10 protein-coding genes are annotated in these 16727 nt (G+C 61.7%); 2 read left to right on the top strand and 8 right to left on the bottom strand.

Annotated features, from left to right (window positions below; genetic code table 11):
- The 3 genes from DBP26_RS25795 to pbpC form a co-directional block, all read right to left on the bottom strand.
- The coding region (locus tag DBP26_RS25795; protein WP_146752961.1) for a DUF2931 family protein at positions 1 to 366 on the bottom strand (366 nt) is incomplete at its 3' end.
- Positions 353 to 2248, bottom strand: a complete 1896-nt coding sequence (locus tag DBP26_RS25790) for a PAAR domain-containing protein (protein ID WP_256601410.1) — start codon at positions 2246 to 2248, stop codon at positions 353 to 355. The genes DBP26_RS25790 and DBP26_RS25795, both read right to left, overlap by 14 nt.
- A 418-nt stretch (positions 2249 to 2666) precedes the next feature.
- Positions 2667 to 4991, bottom strand: coding sequence for a peptidoglycan glycosyltransferase PbpC (pbpC, locus tag DBP26_RS25785; protein ID WP_108237830.1), 2325 nt, complete (start codon positions 4989 to 4991; stop codon positions 2667 to 2669).
- A gap of 98 nt (positions 4992 to 5089) precedes the next feature.
- Here pbpC and DBP26_RS25780 point away from each other — a divergent pair, with 98 nt between their 5' ends.
- A complete protein-coding gene (locus tag DBP26_RS25780) occupies positions 5090 to 5383 on the top strand; it encodes a hypothetical protein (RefSeq protein WP_108237829.1) in 294 nt (97 codons plus the stop codon).
- Positions 5384 to 5614: 231 nt separating this feature from the next.
- Here the strand turns inward: DBP26_RS25780 and DBP26_RS25775 are convergent, their stop codons facing one another.
- The gene (locus DBP26_RS25775) at positions 5615 to 10534 is read right to left on the bottom strand and encodes an alpha-2-macroglobulin (RefSeq protein ID WP_108237828.1); all 4920 of its coding nucleotides are present in this window, start codon (positions 10532 to 10534) and stop codon (positions 5615 to 5617) included.
- A 256-nt stretch (positions 10535 to 10790) separates the two neighbouring features.
- On the opposite strand from DBP26_RS25775, the gene DBP26_RS25770 reads away from it, so the two are divergent.
- Complete coding sequence (locus DBP26_RS25770; protein WP_108237827.1) at positions 10791 to 12128, top strand: MATE family efflux transporter; 1338 nt, start codon at positions 10791 to 10793, stop codon at positions 12126 to 12128.
- Between the two features lie 12 nt (positions 12129 to 12140).
- Here DBP26_RS25770 and DBP26_RS25765 read toward each other — a convergent pair whose 3' ends face one another.
- The 4 genes from DBP26_RS25765 to DBP26_RS25750 all read right to left on the bottom strand — a co-directional run bounded on the left by DBP26_RS25765 (position 12141) and on the right by DBP26_RS25750 (position 16727).
- Positions 12141 to 13295 (bottom strand): contractile injection system protein, VgrG/Pvc8 family, encoded by a 1155-nt coding sequence (locus DBP26_RS25765; protein ID WP_108237826.1) that lies wholly within the window; start codon positions 13293 to 13295, stop codon positions 12141 to 12143.
- 231 nt (positions 13296 to 13526) lie between these two features.
- The gene (speA, locus tag DBP26_RS25760; RefSeq protein ID WP_108237825.1) at positions 13527 to 15440 is read right to left on the bottom strand and encodes an arginine decarboxylase; all 1914 of its coding nucleotides are present in this window, start codon (positions 15438 to 15440) and stop codon (positions 13527 to 13529) included.
- Between the two features lie 183 nt (positions 15441 to 15623).
- Positions 15624 to 15995: a translation initiation factor Sui1 gene (locus tag DBP26_RS25755; protein ID WP_108237824.1), complete on the bottom strand. Its 372-nt coding sequence runs from the start codon at positions 15993 to 15995 to the stop codon at positions 15624 to 15626.
- Positions 15996 to 16181: 186 nt separating this feature from the next.
- Positions 16182 to 16727 carry an NUDIX hydrolase gene (locus DBP26_RS25750; RefSeq protein WP_108237823.1) on the bottom strand — a complete coding sequence of 182 codons (546 nt, stop codon included), beginning with the start codon at positions 16725 to 16727 and terminating at the stop codon, positions 16182 to 16184.

Below are 16727 nucleotides of genomic sequence, written 5' to 3'. Positions count from 1 at the left end.
AGCCTCGTAGGTTTGCGGCTCTGCGAGGGATTGCCAACGCACATAGATCAGACGAGGCACGTCTGCGCTCCAGAGGTGTTTTCCCTTACCGTCCCCAGGCTCCTTAGGCCACCCTCTCGGGTCGGCCCTTAAATTGGGGGGAGTCTGGATAGCCGCCACGCCACTCATGGCGCGTCTGAATACTCGGCCTTTGACATCGAGCACATCGGCGGTTTCGATCCAGACCTCCATGTAGTTGGGCGCCAGAAAACCCAGACGCCAGGCGTCATACGGCAGTTCTGTACCGTAGTCATTGACGTGGCTGCACCCGCAGAGAATGACGGCGAGTGCACATCCCAACAGCGCGTTGAGCTTATTGATTGCCATGGATAATCCGCCGATGATCATCAGCAGGCCGGTTAATGAACAGCGCACTTATGTCCGTTCTGTGTCGATCCTTCACCGCATTCCAACTCGCGGAGAGGTGTATGTAACGGCGGAGTAGCAGCGCCTCCTCAGAAGCTGTCAAATTTGGCGCGGAGGCCTGCCCGAGTGCGTAAGCCTGCAGCTTCGCGGCGATCATCTCCAATTCGGCAGGCAACGCTGATGCGGAGGTTTGCGGGATTTCTTTAAAAGGCGCGTTATGTCGCAATCCCAGTTCCCGCATTACTCTCAGGTAAACCTTCGACAAATCCCCCTCCACCTCGCGCTCAAGTGTGCTCATGACGTACACCCGCTTGTAGGCGGGCATCTGATTATCCCGAGTACGCGCCTCATCCTCTGACCAGATGTGCATCTCCAGCTCGACGCCTTGTTCGATCAACCGCCTGACCAGGGGGCCGACACTTTGCTGAGACCGGGAGACGGCCAGCGCGCGCTCGTTGGGCGTGGCCTTGCGTTCGACGCTGCTAGTGGGTTTTGCCACCAGCAATCGTTCGCGCATGCGGGGCCGGTAGCCACCGCCGATATCCGAGTGCGCACCGGGCAGCACGATGTCGTTCTCGGTGCGGATCAGAGCAAAGTTCAGGCGATGTTCGTCCCGGGCCACCAACTGCACGATGTGGCGTGCGCAACCTGTGGGCAATCCGAGGTCGAGGCCAGCGTTGCGCGCATTGCCGGGGCTGAAGTCCAACTGCAAGGGCGTGACGATGCCGGGCACGGTGTCGAAAAGGCCAATGAAGTTCAGATGGACATCATGCTGAACGCGCCAGCCAAACCCCTCGACGAGTAGGGAGGCGTCGGCGGGCCAGGCTTTGGCAATCAGGCTGTTTGCGCCTTTTCGTATGTCGTTGGCGAAATGACGGGCAGCGGCAGCTCCACGGCTGAAACCGAATACATCGATTTCTATGCATCGGACCTTGATGTCGGGATTGATCCTTTTAAATCTCAAAAGTCGCTCGATGACCAGCATCGGGCTTTGTTCAACCCGCGCCACCACACCGTTTTTCCCCGTCCCAGTACCTTGCCCCCACAGGTCGTCAGGTCCGCCGCTGACGGTTCCGATCCCGTCAAGATAGACCGCCACGGAAGCCTCATCATCCGCAGGGTCAATTTGTTCGTTGGCTTGATCCCTATACAAGTCATACAACCGCGCCACATTCGACGTGTCATTTCCATAGCTGCTGTCCGGCGCACTTCCATCAAGGCCGTAACCCTGTTCGAAACAGAACCGCTGAATGTCCTCGGACTCATGCTCCAACCCGACATCCCGCGCCATGCAGCCTGCAACGGCCTCGCTGTTGGCCTGGTTGTTGCCGGTGCCGTCGAAGAATATGCCGAGCCTCAAGGTGATCACCTGCTCCAGCTCGACCTCTTCCTCTTCTTCCTCGAGGTCGTCAGCCAAAGCGGACTGGCGGTGTGGCGGCTGCGTCGAGTTCGGCCCTGCGGGCGGGGCATATGTCGAGAGGTGGGCAGCGCCTGGGACCGAGGGAGAGTCATCGCCATTGAAGTCGTAAGTGGCGTTCAATAACGACGGCAACAGACGGGCGCTGCAGGGGCACGGCACCATGCTGTGCAGCGTTCCGGCCACCCGCCTGCCAAGGTCTCGCATGTGCGGGATGCCGCCGATGATGTTGAAGGTACTACCGGTCGCCCCACAGGTAGCCCGGTCCCCCTCTCGCGCCAGTGGTTTGCCGCGGATGTCGAATCTTCCGTCGCCTTCGAGAACGACGCCGCCACAGGTGGTTCGATCACCCGGACGAATGAAATGCCCTTTACTCACCTGTTCCAGTCCTTTGCAGCCAATCGAAGGGGTTGCCGCACCCGGCATACCGTTAGCGAACGAAGAACCTATTCGATGAACGCTGACGGCGGGTGATCGGTAAGAAATCCTCAGCAAGCGGGGCTTTCTCCCAAACGGTGCAACGGAAGCTGATGGTCTTTGTGTTGATGACCCAAGCGCCGTTTTTACCGTTCGGACGCTCATGATGGTGTGCGGGAGCAACGGCGTATGCCGGGATGTCCGACCGAGGAAGTCGGAAGCGGGTGAAAACTGATTAGCCGTTTTCCTACAGCAATGGCCGACCAATAACGCTCGCTGCTTTGACAATTCGTCAACGCACGATAGGCATCGGAGGGGTTGTGGCACTCGGACGAGCCAAGCGTATCGAACGGCTGGCGCCTTACCTGTAGTCGGCAGGCTTGCCGGCAGTAGCGGTCTTCACAACGCCGACGGCAAAGCGCCCGCCCTAATCCACCACGCTGAACTCTACCCGCGCCGTCTGGCCGCTCTCGTCGAGTACGCTCAGTTGGTAGCGGCCCAGCCGGTTGAAGGTGTGGGTGTAGCTGTCCTGGTTGGCGGTGTCGCCCATCGGTGTGCCGTCGATGAACCACCAGCGGCGGCCGGTGCCTCCCAGCGCTGACAGTTTCAGTCGCAATTGTTGCTGGCTGCCGGTGGGCAATCGGAGTTGATCGCCATCGCGCACGCCGACGATCGAGAGGGGTGCTGCCAAGCTCAAGCCTTGCGGCGGGCATGAGGGGTCGATGGCAGGCAAGCGGGCCTCCCGGCGTTCGCCTTTCGGCAGCCACGGTTCGAGCGGAGCAGGCCACAGCGCGATCTCACGGGATACGGCCTGTGGGCAACCGGCGCCGACCCGCAGCCCCTTGTCATTGACCCAAACCGTTTCCAACAGCCCCAACCCCAACGGCTGATCGGTGGCCTGTAACGTCGGCGGCGTGGTGCCATCAAGTGTCCAGGCGAAGCGCTGGCGCCGACAATTGGGGTCGGTCTTGTTCATGGTTTGCCCCAGCGGCCAGCAGATCGCGGCGACGCCGACACTGAGCGGCATCGGTTGCACGGGCGGCAGGATGTTGCGCTGAGCGTCGCGATTCACCAACAGATCGTGCACCTGCAACATCAGCGGCGCCGCCGACGCCAGACCGAACTGCCCCGGTACCGGTGTGCCATCCGGGCGGCCGATCCACACGCCTATCAGGAATCGCGGCCCGACGCCAATCGACCACGCATCACGAAAGCCATAGCTGGTGCCGGTTTTCCATGCCAGTTGTGGGCGCTGCACCAGCTCGGCGTGCGGGTCCAGATCGGGCCGCGACTGACCGCTGAGAATTCGCCGAATGATCCATGCCGCACCGGGCGACATCATCGGTCGGTCACGCAGCCGATCTTCCGGTTGCAGGCGAATGTCCGCGCTGCGCCCGCCCCGTGCGAATGCACTGTAGCCGCCCACCAGGTCCTCCAGCCGAATGCCCGCGCCACCAAGGATCAACGCCAGGTTCGGTTCAGCCAGCGGCGGCAAGGTCAGTGGCACACCACCGTTACGCAACTCGGCGGCGAAGCGTTTCGGGCCGTAAGCCTCCAGCAATTGCACGGCAGGCAGGTTGAGCGACATCGACAGGGCAGAACTCGCCGCCACGGCGCCGTTGAACCCAGACGAGAAATTACCCGGACGGTAATCCCCATAGCGGCGCGGCACATCCTGCATCAGCGATTCGGAGTGGATCAGCCCAGCGTCCAGCGCCTTGCCATAGAGGAAAGGTTTCAGCGTTGAGCCGGGGGAACGGAGCGCAGTGACCATATCAACGTGCCCGAAGCGCTTGTCGTCACCGATGTCCACCGAACCGACGTAGGCGCGCACGGCCATGTTCTCGGCCTCAACCACCAGAATCGCCGCCGATGTTCGCTCAGGCAGCCGGGCGCGCCAGCCCAGTAACAGATCTTCCAGACGTCGCTGCAGGCTGGCGTCCAGGGTGGTACGGATCAACGGCGGGCTGCCAGGACGGTTCAAGCGTCGCGCCAGCAGCGGCGCCAGGCTCGGTTCCTGACGCGGTGCCAGCAACAGCGGTTCCTCCAGCGCTTCGTTCACCGCGTGTTCTGGCCAGATATCGAACTCGGCCAGACGCATGAGCACCTTGTCCCGTGCAGCCTGCGCGCGCTGTGGATGGCGATCGGGACGCAGGCGACTCGGCGCCTGAGGCAGAACGGCCAGCAGCGCGGCGTCGGCGCGGGTCAAATGTCGGGGGGATTTACCCAGATACGCCCAACTGGCAGCCGCCACGCCTTGCAAGGTGCCGCCGAAAGGCGCTCGGTTCAGGTAGAGGCCGAGAATCTCCTGTTTGGACAGGTGCCATTCCAACTGCAACGTGCGCCACAACTGTCGCAGCTTACCGGGCAACGTGCGCGCATGCGGATCCAGCAGCCGTGCCACCTGCATTGACAAGGTGCTGCCGCCCGACACCACATGGCCGCCGCTCAGGTTCTGCCAAGTGGCCCTCACGAGCGCCATCGGGTTAACGCCCGGATGCTGATAGAACCAGCGATCCTCGTAGGTCAGCAGGGCTTCGATGTAGTAAGGCGAGACCTGGTCAATCGTCACGGGATAACGCCACACGCCATTGGCATCGGCAAACCGCCACAAGGGCGTGCCGTCTTCGGCAAGCACCACACGGGCCAAGTCATCCTTGGGCAGTGGCAGCGGCCAGATGCGGTCGGCGAGCCAGAGCAGCAGGCAAATGAGCACGATGCTGGCCAGGAGCCCGCGAATCAGTCGTTTCATGCCAAACTGCCTTCGTGCACTGGGGAACTCGTTCTGCCCTGTGATAGCCAAAGCGAACGATCCCCTCTCCATTCAATGCCGGTCATCAGGAAAAAGACATGCAGGTAGAAAGCGTTTTCGAATGGCTCGGCCAGGTCATTGGCGCAGTGATTCGTTTCATCGTCGACGGCTTGAGCTGGTTGTTCAACCTGTTCACCCACGCGGGTGGCAACTTTGTCGACGGACTGGCACGCACTTTGGGCATGGACACTTCTCTGATCAGCATCGCCGGGCTGATCGTGGGGCTGATGCTGCTGTATTCGGCGATCCGCGCGTTCATGCGAGGCTCGATCATCGTCGGCATTATCTGGCTGTTTCTGGGGTTGTGGCTGCTGAGCTGGATCATCCATTGACCTCATCCACGCTAAGGCCTGCGTAGGAGCGCGCTTGCCCGCGAACGCTGCGCATCAGGCAATCTCTTCGTCACTGACGCGACGCCATCGCGGGCAAGCGCGCTCCTACAAAGTCGACATCAACTTCACTCATTAATGATCGTTCCCACGCGGAGCCTGGGGCGGTCTGCAAAATGCAACGCTGCCCCAGGCACACCGCACTCCCACATAACAGCAGAGCTATCATGCCCCTCACTTCTTCCCTTTCACCACTAACTGCGCAGGCGCGTCGCCCAGTGCTTGCCAGTTTGGCCGGTACATCGATTCGACCTGCGGCGGCGGCACGCGATACGTACCCGGCGTCACCGCCCGCGCCAGGTACAGCAGGTGCACGGTGTTGAAGCCTTGAAGGTCTACTGCGGCCACATAGCGATCGCCACGGAATTCCTGGTGTTTCAACCCGGCGTTTTCCATCGACTCACGCCACTGTTTCACTGACTCGCTGGCGTCCTCCAAACTGGCGGCACTCTGCGCCAGATTCTGGTTTTCGATTTCCAGGCCCGCAGGCAACAGATCGACCACCAGTGCATCCGGCACGCGCTCTTTGGATTTTAATTCCAGGTGCACCAATACCAGCTCGCCGCTCTTCAGCGCATTGAGGTTCAGCGCCTCGCCGTCCATGCCGAGGTATTCACGACGAATCGCCAGGTTCTCGCCACCGGCTACGGGCGGCTGCGACGGGTAGCCGGAAATGGTCATCTGCTGATACAGCGTGGCATCACCGCTGTTTTGAACCGTCAGCGGTGATGCCAGCACCGAGCTGTCGAGCTTCACGCCAGGCTGGTCGTTGCTCAGTTCGCGGCTGTTGCTGCCGCTGTTCAGGGTCGCTGCCCACTTCGCCTCGGGTTTGCCGAGCAGATCACGCCCGGCCAGGAACAGCGAGTTACGCTCTTGAGTCGACAGATAGCGGCTGGCCGCAACTTGATCGGACAACGCGAATAGCCGCTCTTCCACTTTGTCCGACGCCAGTTTGTTTTCTTCCAGCAGGGACAGAATCAGCGCCTGATCGCGCAACGGGCTGCCGTAATCGGCCAGCCAGTCGTTGGCTTTGCGACCCGCGGCCAGCCCGGCCAACAGCGCCTGCTCGGCCCGGGGCTTGTCGCCCATCTTGTCCAGGGCAATGGACAGCTGGACCAGCGGCAGGCCCGAGCGGGCATCGCTGCGACGCTCGAACAGGCTGCGTAACGCACCCAGCGGTGCCTGCTGACTGCGCGACAACACCAGCCCTGCATAGGCCTGCACGGCAAAGCGCGTGTGGTCGGCGTTCTCGCTGTAGTTGACCTCGATCTGGTTGCGGTCTTGCAGATAGCGCAGCAAGCGTTCGTTGGCCTTTTTCAGCGCATCGGGCGGTACCGCGAAGCCCTGATCCCGTGCCCGCAGCAGGAAGTCGGTGACATAGGCTGTCAGCCAATACTCCTCCTCACCGTCCGATCCCCACAGCCCGAAGCTGCCGTTGTAGCGTTGCATCCCCAGCAGACGCTCGATGCCGATCTCGATCTTGCGTTTGCGCGCCTCGTCGGACTCACCTTCGAGCCCTAGACGCTTGAGGGTCGGGGCATCGGCGTACAGCGAGGGGTAGAGGCCGCTGGTGGTCTGCTCGAGACAGCCATAGGGGTAGGCTTTCAATGCTCTAATCTGCTCGCCCAGGTTAAGGGGAGGACGGCTGGAGACCGAGAGAAGCGCCTCACGCCCCGCCGGTTCGAAGGCCTCAAGGGCACCCTCTGGCAGGCTCCAAGCCTGATCCTTGAGCACGGCGCGGTACTGACGCAGCATGGCTGGATACGCCGGTCGCACACCGATCGTCCATTCGCGGCTGAACGCCGGCAGGTTTTCGCCGGGCAAGTCCAGGCCGTCAACCTTCACCCTGATCACGCCCTGCCCGAAGCCTCCCTGGGCCTTCACTGGAATCTGCAATGTGGTCCGCTGCCCTGGGTTCAGTGCCACCGCTTTGGTGCCGTCGCCTTCGGCCAGGCTCAACTGCCCTTCGGCCGAGACCTGAACAGTGAGCTTTTGCGCTTTGCCCGAAAGGTTCGACACGTCGAGCGCCACTCGCGTCTGGTCACCGCCCGCAAGGAAGCGCGGCGCAGACAACTCGGCGATCAGCGGCGCCGCTACCACGGTTTTCGCTTCGGCCATGCCATAGCGCTCGTCGGTCCAGGCTTGCGCCATGATCCGCAGCTCGCCATTGAAATCCGGAATGTCGAGGCTGACTTCGGCATCGCCCTGCTCGCTCAAGGTCACCGGCGCGCTTTGCAGCGCAACGATGTTCACGCTGGTCTCTGGGCGTTTACCGCCTTTGGCCAATGCCGCGTCCCCGCCGAATGCCAGGCTGGCGAGACGATTGCGTCCAGCCTCGATCAACTGCCCATAGATGTCGAGTTGGTCGGCGCCATATTCTTTGCGCCCGAACAGGCTGGCAAAGGGATCCGGCGTCGCGTATTCGGTGATATTGAGAATTCCGACGTCCACCGCAGCGACCAATACGTGCACGTTTTTGGGCACCGAACCGTCAGCGCCTTTTGCATTGATCTTGAGTTTCAGCGGCTGTTTGGGCCGCATTTTTTCAGGCGCCGTGACCGTCAACGCCAGCTTGCGCTGGGAGCGGTCCAGCGGCAGGTGCAGCACGCCAACCGCCCGCTTGGGCGTGACGTTGGCCTTGCGCTCACCGGGGCGAATCACCAGCGCGCTGACGTAGAGGTCGTGACGGGCCCATTGCTTGTCCACGGGCACGTCGAAGGTCTTGCCCTCGGCTGGCACATCGATCTCTTGCCACCACAGCGGGCCTTCGCTGGACTCCACCAGCAAATAACCTTTGCCCGCTGAAGGCGGGGTGACCGTGACCTTGGCCGTGTCGCCGTCGGCATAAGCCGGTTTATCCAGCGCCAGCTTGACCTGATCGGGACGCACCGCTCCGCCCTCAGCGTTGTCCTGCCAGCGATAACCGGCCCAAAAACGCACACTGCTGACGATGCCAGTGGCGGGATCCTCGACCTCTACCCGATAAGGCCCCCACTCCACTGGAAAGCTGACTTTAGCGGTGGCGCCTTTTTTTACGCTGAGCGTTTCTTCGGACAGGTTGAGGAATTTCTCGTTGTAGTGGTAACTCCACCCGTCGCTCTCCGAGTAGTTCCAGTAATAGTCGCGGCGCTCGCGGATCAGCCGCACCTTAAGGTTGTCAGCGGCCAACTTGTGGCCCTCCGCATCGGCCACGAGCACTTCGAATTCCACCGGGCCGTCGCCATCGGTGGCCTCGCCCTCGAACAGGCCGCGCAGGCCAGGCAGGGCTTCGGCAGGCCACACCGGCTGGGTCAGGCGGCGAGTGACAGGCCGACCACCGGACTCCTGCAAGCTGGCCTGCAGCACCAGTTGCAGCGGCGAACGGGCTTTGGCCCACTGGCTGTCAATGCTCAGGTCCAACTGGCCATTGGCGTCGAGGGTGCTGTCCTCGATCTCAAGGTCCTGCTTGAGGTCCTCCTCAGTGATCGAACCGAACTGATAACCCGGCAAGCCCGGCACCGCTTCGCGCAGCGGGCGCACGTAGAGCTGGCCAGTCAGGCGATTGCCCGATGCAGGGGCCCCGTAGAGGTACCGCCCGTTGATGGCGACATCGAACGGTGCATCCGGCGCGAGCGGCGCATCACTGCCCTTGAGCTCGAGCGCCATGCGCTCCGGAAGGAAGTCTTCGACCTGAAACTCATACAACTGCGGCTTGCCGTCGCCCAAGTCGAACACCAACTGCCAGCGACCAGTCGGGGCTTCGTCCGACAATTGAAGTTGGTATTGATACAAACCGGTGGCGTCGGCTTCCCACACGAACTTTCGACTGACCTGCTCGTCCGGGCGGCGCACTTCCACCGTAATCGGCTGAGGTTTCACGCCCTTGCCGTCGTTGTCGCGCAACAGGCCGTTGAGCAACACGGTTTCGCCGGGCCGATACAAGTCGCGAGGACCAAAGATAAAGAATTGCAGCGGATGCGCTTGCGGGCCCGTGATGTCGAACTCGGCCAGGTCCAGCGCCGCGCTGTTGAGGCGCAGCAGGCTGGTTTGTTCGGCATTCTTCGCCAGGAGCACCTCAGCCTTGGCTGGCAACGGCAGTTGAGCATGACCGGCACCGTCGGTTTTAACCTGGCCGACCACGCGCCCTTTGTCGTCATACAGCTCCAGATCGATGCCGCTCAACGCCTTGCCACCCTCCAGCGCCTGGGTGAACACATCCAGACGATTGGCGTAGCGATGCGCCGACAACCCTATGTCGCTGAGCGTGAACAGCGTCGCTGGCTGGGAGTAATTGTAGGTGCCTGACGCCCGCATTACGGCCAGATAAACACCGGGTTGCTGCAACGGTTTGAGCCCGGCAATCGGCAACAGAACGGTTTCCCGGGTGTTGCGTGCAGGATTCAAGTCAAAACGGCCGCCATACACCAGGTCGGCCATAGGCAGCAATTCTCTGGACTCATAACTCTGCAGGCTGGACGAGCCCTCCCATGAACTGAGAAAGGCAGGTAGCGAATCGGGCTTGATGCGGAAGAACTCGACATCGACCTTGTCGACGTTCAGCGCGATCACCGGCAGGCCCTCGGCCAGACGGGTCGGCAGCAGGCTGCCACGGCTGGCGAAGCCGACAGTGGCTTGCAGATCGGACGTTTCCAGGCGCGCCGAGTATTCCGCGGCCAGGGCGTTGCCGTTCACGGCGGCCAGACCCGGATCGATGGTCAGCACCAGCTTGCGCTTAGGTTCAAGGTGGCGCAGGCGCAATTCCATGAGATTGTCGGACAGCTCCCAGGCGCCATCGACCTTGCCGTTGACGCTGTCCACCAGGTGCACTTTCTCCGCGAACTTCTGGTCGGGGGCCAGCGGCACGGAAAAGCTCAAGGACAGCGTGCTGGCACCGTCGAGCTGGATTTCCGAAACATCCACTACGGTCAACTCGCGCCCCGCGTACCGTTTGCTCAGCGCAGCGAGGTCAACCGCCGGTTTGGGCTTGGCGGCTTCGACTGCGGCTTGAGGTGCAGCAGGCTGCGATGGGGCGGGGGCGGTTTTTTCAGAGGTAGAGGAATCGCAAGCACTGAGCAGTGCCAGCGCGCAGGCCAGGAACAATCCTTTGTTAAGCATGAGGCACTCATTGGCAGCAGTTGTGATGAGGAGCAGCAGTTATAGCATCGCTTTCGCGCTCGTAAAGCGCGGCGCGGACATAGACCCTGGGTTTGTGAGTTCGTTCTCAGGCCCACTCTTCAGGCGGGAGGCGCAGCGCTGCGTGACTCGGCGGGCCCTCGAGGAAGGTTGGCGCTCCCTTTCGGTGGATCTGCGCTGTGCACGTCGAGTCGCTACAATGCGGCCCATCTCGCTCCCTTGACCCTATCGAGCCCTCATGCCCAACTTCCTCGCTGACTGGCGCCATCGCACGACCCATCGCCAGGTGTGGGCGCTGGCGGCGCCGATGATTCTGTCGAACATTTCCGTCCCGTTGGTCTCGCTGGTCGACAGCACGGTCATCGGCCATCTGCCCCATGCTCACCAGTTGGGTGCCGTGGCCGTCGGCGGTACGCTTTATAGCTTTCTCGCCTGGGCAATGAGCTTTCTGCGCATGGGCACCACCGGGTTCGCTGCGCAGGCGGCGGGCCGCTCCGATGGCGCCGCTCTGCGCCAGGTACTGCTGCAAGGCTTGTTGCTGGCGCTGGGGTTTTCCGTACTGTTGGGCTTGATCGGCCTGCCGTTCCAACACCTCGCATTGACGATGATGCAGCCGTCCCCCGATCTCGAGGAATTGACCCGCGAGTTTTTCCACACCCGGCTGTTCGGGCTGCCCGCTGCGCTGGCGAGCTATGCGCTGGTGGGCTGGTTCCTCGGCCTGCAGAACGCTCGAGCGCCCCTGGCAATTCTGTTGACGACCAACCTGGTCAACATTGCGCTGAACCTGTGGTTCGTCATCGGGCTGGACTGGGGCGTGATCGGCAGTGCCCGCGCATCGGTCGTTGCCGAATGGATCGGGGCTCTTCTGGGCCTGGCCCTGACGCGCAAAGGTCTGCTCGCCTTCCCCGGCCCTCTGGCCCTGGCCGTACTCAAACGCTGGGCAAGCTGGCGACCTCTGTTGGCGGTGAACCGGGACATCTTCATCCGCAGCCTGGTGTTGCAATCCGCGTTCTTCCTCATCACCGTCCAGGGTGCGCGCCTGGGCGATGCCACGGTGGCCGCCAATGCATTGCTGCTCAATGGCCTGCTGTTGACGGCCAATGCCCTGGACGGTCTCGCTCATGCGGTGGAGGCCCTTTGCGGCCACGCCATCGGTGCCCGGGACCCCGCCGCCTTGCGTCGAGCCCTGAATGTGGCAGGCGGGTGGTCGCTGATGTGCAGCGTTGCCTTCGCGCTGCTGTTCCTGTTCAGCGGACACCTGTTCATCGAACTGCAGACCGACATTCAGGCTGTTCGTGAGATTGCCTTCGTCTACCTGCCCTACCTGGCCCTTCTGCCGCTGGTGGCCGTCTGGAGTTACCTGCTCGACGGCCTGTTCATCGGCGCCACCCGAGCGCGGGAAATGCGCAACGCGATGGTGTTGAGCGCGCTGATTGTCGCACCGTTCGCCTGGCTGGCCACTTCGTTCGGCAATCACGGGCTGTGGATCGTGTTTCTGCTGTTCATGGCCTTGCGCGCCCTGACACTGGGCTACATCGCCCGCTCGTTGAACCGCAGCGGTGGTTGGTTCGCCTAGCCAGAAGCGCGTTCAAAAGGCCTGCTCCGCCTCCGCGATGGAGGACAGCATGATGCGCAGGCCGCTCAGCGAAACGTACCGGGAATCGATCGTCACCTGGCTGTTACCCACCCTGAAGTGCATTTCGTGGTCTTGTGCCATTTTCACGATGAATTGATCGTCCACCGAGAACGCCTGTGACTCATCGAGAAACAGGGCCCGGTCAATACGCGTCGTGATCACCCGGCGCGCCGGAGCGTCGACGCCGGGTTCGGTTTCAGGGTTGATATCCGGGTCCCATAAGCGATCGCTGATATAGGGCTTGCCCGGATCGCCCTTGCGAAAGCGTACGACGACCTCCATGCCGCCCCACCACAGCGGCTGTTTTTCGATCAGGGCAGGATCGACTGCAATCCAGCACTCATTGAAGCGCGAGCCATCACCCTGATTGCTCCAGTCGAACCGCACCTGCAGGCGCCCTTCAGCGTTCGGCTGGACCGACTCGAACAACCCGCCGACCAGACTAGCCCGATGCATGCATGCCCCGGTGAGCGACACCACCGGGGCATCCACCTCCCGCGACTCGGCGCACTCCGCGGCATCGAGGGGCGACTCGTCGGTGAAGACCACCACATGCCGATGGCGTGCGTGCAAGAAGTGATAGCGCATGCCTTCCTCTGCACAGAGCCGCTGAACCAGCTGCAGGTCACTCTCACGGTACTGCGCGCAGTAGTCACGCTTCTGACAGGCTTGTTTGCGCCGCCAAAGAAGGCCTCGGGCCTGGATGCCGTGCTCACTGAGAACCTGCTGGATGATTTGCCGGGCATCGAGCCCTTGGAAGACGCGCTGGTTGTAGCGCCAGGCCATCAACCCCAGCCGTGGTCCGAAGGTGATGCGGTAACGGGAAGGGCCACTGTGCAGGAGATTGCTCGACGCCGCTCGGCTGGCCATGCGCATGATGCTGTGGACGTGCCCATGGATGCCGGACTCGGCTTCGCTGCCATGCAACCAGCCTGCACTGAACAGCAGTTCGTGAGTGTCCAGATGGCTGTCAGGGTGAGTGATATCGAGTGTGTACAAGTAAGGCTGATCAGCCTCTTCGCTGCGTTCGCAGGCCACGACCTCGAACGAATGCCTGGGGCGATCAACCTCCAGGCGCAATGGCATGACTTGGGGGGGCGATGACATGGTACGAATGACCTCGGCAGACAGTGACAGGCGGTCGAGGATTCTGTAACAGAAAATCTGCGATGTAGAGAGGGCAAATGCAGAACAGGAAAGGGCCTACAAACAAGAACAACAAGCGAGCGCGAACCTGTAGGAGGCCCGCGCCGAACCTGCGGCAAATGGCGATTCAAGGACCGCCAACTTGACGGACAGGGCGCCACCTGACCCTATGGTCAGGGGCTTAAACCACCCTCATGAGGACAGATAGGATGAACGCGTCAACCCCAGGCGCAACGCATCCAGATACTGGGTCCGCTCGCGCGGGGTGATCCGTGCGCTGGCCACCTTGTCGCGGTAGTGGGTCATCAACTCCTCTGGCGACAAGTGCACGTAGCGCAGCATGTCCTCGATGGTGTCGTGGGTTTCGATACCCGCCGAGTAGGCGCTGCCATCCTGATTCTGGTAGATGTTCACCGAGTCGGTGTCACCGAACAGGTTGTGCATGTCACCGAGGATTTCCTGGTACGCGCCAACCAGAAAAACACCCAGCAGATAATCTTCGTCCTCGTTCAGCGCATGCACCGGCAGGCTGGTCTCGATGCTCTGCTCGTCGACGTACTGGTTGATCTTGCCATCGGAGTCGCAGGTCAGGTCTTGCAACACCGCGCGGCGATTGGGCTCCTCGTCGAGGCGGTGAAGCGGGATGATCGGCAGCACCTGGTCGATCGCCCAGGTATCAGGCAGGCTCTGGAATACCGAAAAATTGCAGATGTATTTGTCGGCCAGCTTGTCGTTCAGCTCGTCGAGCACCTGGCGATGCGAGCGCTGACGCGCCTTCAACGAGTTGTGCAGGCGACGGCAGACAGCGAAATAGCACTGCTCGCCCAGCGCTTTTTGCGCGAGGGTAAGCTTGCCGTCCGAATACTGGGCGGCGATGTCACTCATGTAGTGCGTGGCGCGCCAGTAGGTTTCGGTGACCATCTCGATGTCGGTCGGGCCCAGCAGATCGATGAGCCACTGCAGGGTTTCCGGCAGGCTCTCCTTGTCTTCGATCACTGGCACCTCGTCGTTGTGACGCTCGACGTCCGTGACCTGGATCACCAGCATCGCATGGTGCGCCGTCAGCGAGCGGCCGCTCTCCGAGAAGATGTGCGGATGGGGCAAACCCTGCGCGTCGCAGAATTCCTTGAGCATGCCGACCACGACGCCGGCGTAATCGTCCATGTCGTAGTTGATCGAGCTGGCATTGCGTGAGTGGGTACCGTCGTAATCCACACCCAGCCCGCCACCGACGTCGACGTGATCGACCGGCAGGCCGAGGTTGCGCAACTCGCCGTAGTAACGAATGGCTTCCTTGAAACCGTGCTGGTAGTCGGCCAGGTTGGCGATCTGCGAGCCCATGTGGAAGTGCAGCAGGCGAATGCCCTGATCCAGACCGGCTTTGGTAAAGCGGTCGACCACCGACAGCAATTGAGCGGCAGACAATCCGAACTTGGATTTTTCGCCCCCGGTGTCGGCCCATTTGCTCGACGCCAGCGACGACAACCGCACGCGCAGCCCCACCTGCGGAGCGACCTTCAGCTCGGCAGCCTCTTCGATGACCAGTTCGACTTCCGATTCCTTCTCGATGACGATGAAGACGTTATGGCCAAGCTTCTGCCCCATCAGCGCCAAACGAATGAACTCGCGGTCCTTGTAGCCGTTGCAGACGATCGTCCCGCCTTTCGGCGCCAATGCCAGCACAGCCATCAGCTCGGGCTTGGAACCGGCCTCAAGCCCAATGGACACGTTCTGCGTCGCAATGATGTTTTCCACCACCGCTTCCTGCTGGTTGACCTTGATCGGATACAACGCGGTGTAGGTGCTCTGGTATTCCAGACGGGCAATGTTCGCGTCGAAAGCACCGGTCAACTGGCGGACTCGGTCCTGCAGAATATCGGGGAAACGCACCAGCAGCGGCAGTGACAAACCGCTCTTGCGCAATTGGTCTACCTGCTCGTAGAGATCGATGGGCGAACTGCCCGGCCCGTTGGGGCGAACTTCAACACGCCCGGCTTCGTTGATTGCAAAATAACCAGCCCCCCAATGGCGAATCCCATAGACACTGCGGCTGTCCGCCACGGTCCATTGGCTACCATCGTCTTTGCGTGTGCGTCGTACGGACATCGAAGTCCCCTGTATAGAAGTCGTGAAGCGCCGGCCATCGAAGGCTGGGCGCAGTGTATAGCGTGGAAATGACGGTTTGGCGCAGGCGTCGAGCCCCTGAATGGCTCAGTAGACCCTACACGCAGAGCAGAGTTTGCTCCGATAACCGAACGATCGTGAAAGCCGGAACGGACGAGGCGTGACTCAACCGCCCGACTTTTTTGCCTTGAAACCCTGCTTGACCAGCTCAGCCAGTAGCGTCTCGACGTGATCGCCCTGGATTTCGATCACGCCTTCCTTGAGCGCCCCGCCTGTTCCACACCGTCGCTTGAGCGTAGACGCCAGTTCCTTGAGTGCATCTTCAGGCAGCGGGACACCGGTGACAGTGGTCACGGTCTTGCCGCCACGGCCCTTGCTTTCACGGCGCACGCGGGCGATGCCGTCGCCTTCGGGAATCAGGGTTTTCTTGCAGGTGCAGGCGTCGACAGGCTGACGGCAGTCAGGGCAATGCCGGCCGGCGTCGGTAGAAAATACCAGGCCACCGAGGGCAACAAAGGAGGCGGCTTTTTTGGCCACGGGCAATCCTCTTCTTGAGGACCAAAGTCTGGTCGGGCAGACCGATGAGCCATCGATCTGTGATGCCGACCGCGAAGCCCCACTCAGGCAGGGGCAGCGCAACCGGACCGCGGTGACGGTCCGGCTTGAAAAGGCGCGCAGTGTAACGGCAAACCACGCCGATGCTAAGAGCAAATATGCGGCAATTTACGGGACTTTTGCGACGTCGGCCAAATAGCGCTTCAGCGCAGCCAGAGAGTCCGGGCAATAGGGCATTTGCGAGGCTTCATCCAGCACCTGATCAATCGTCACAAAGCGCGCTTCCAGCACTTCCTCTGGTTGCAGATTGAGCGGTCCGTCCCAGACGGCTGAGAACACTGCACACCAAAGCCGGTTGTCCGGCTGATCGAAGAAGAACCGCTCGTGTGCCGTCAATTGAACCCCAGCCACGCCCAGTTCTTCCTCCAACTCGCGGGCCGCCGACGCCGCATAGGTTTCGTCTGCCTGGACCATTCCACCCGCCGCCACATCCCAGTAACCGGGGTAAATGGCCTTGCTCAACGTGCGACGGTGGACGCACAACTTCCCTGCGGAATTGAACAGCAAGATAAAGGTGCCGCGCCCGATCAGGCCGCGCTCGCGCAAGGCAGCGCGGGGGAGCGAACCCAGTAGCTGGTCCTGACGGTCGACCCAGGCGATGAGTTCGGCGTCAGAAGCCGCGCGGTGCGCGACTTCGCTTTCAGGAATGGGCAC

The organism is Pseudomonas sp. RIT409 (assembly GCF_003052515.2).
Classification (GTDB): Bacteria; Pseudomonadota; Gammaproteobacteria; order Pseudomonadales; family Pseudomonadaceae; genus Aquipseudomonas.
The sequence above is the reverse complement of the archived record's forward strand: the minus strand, read 5'-3'. Positions and strand labels throughout refer to the sequence as shown.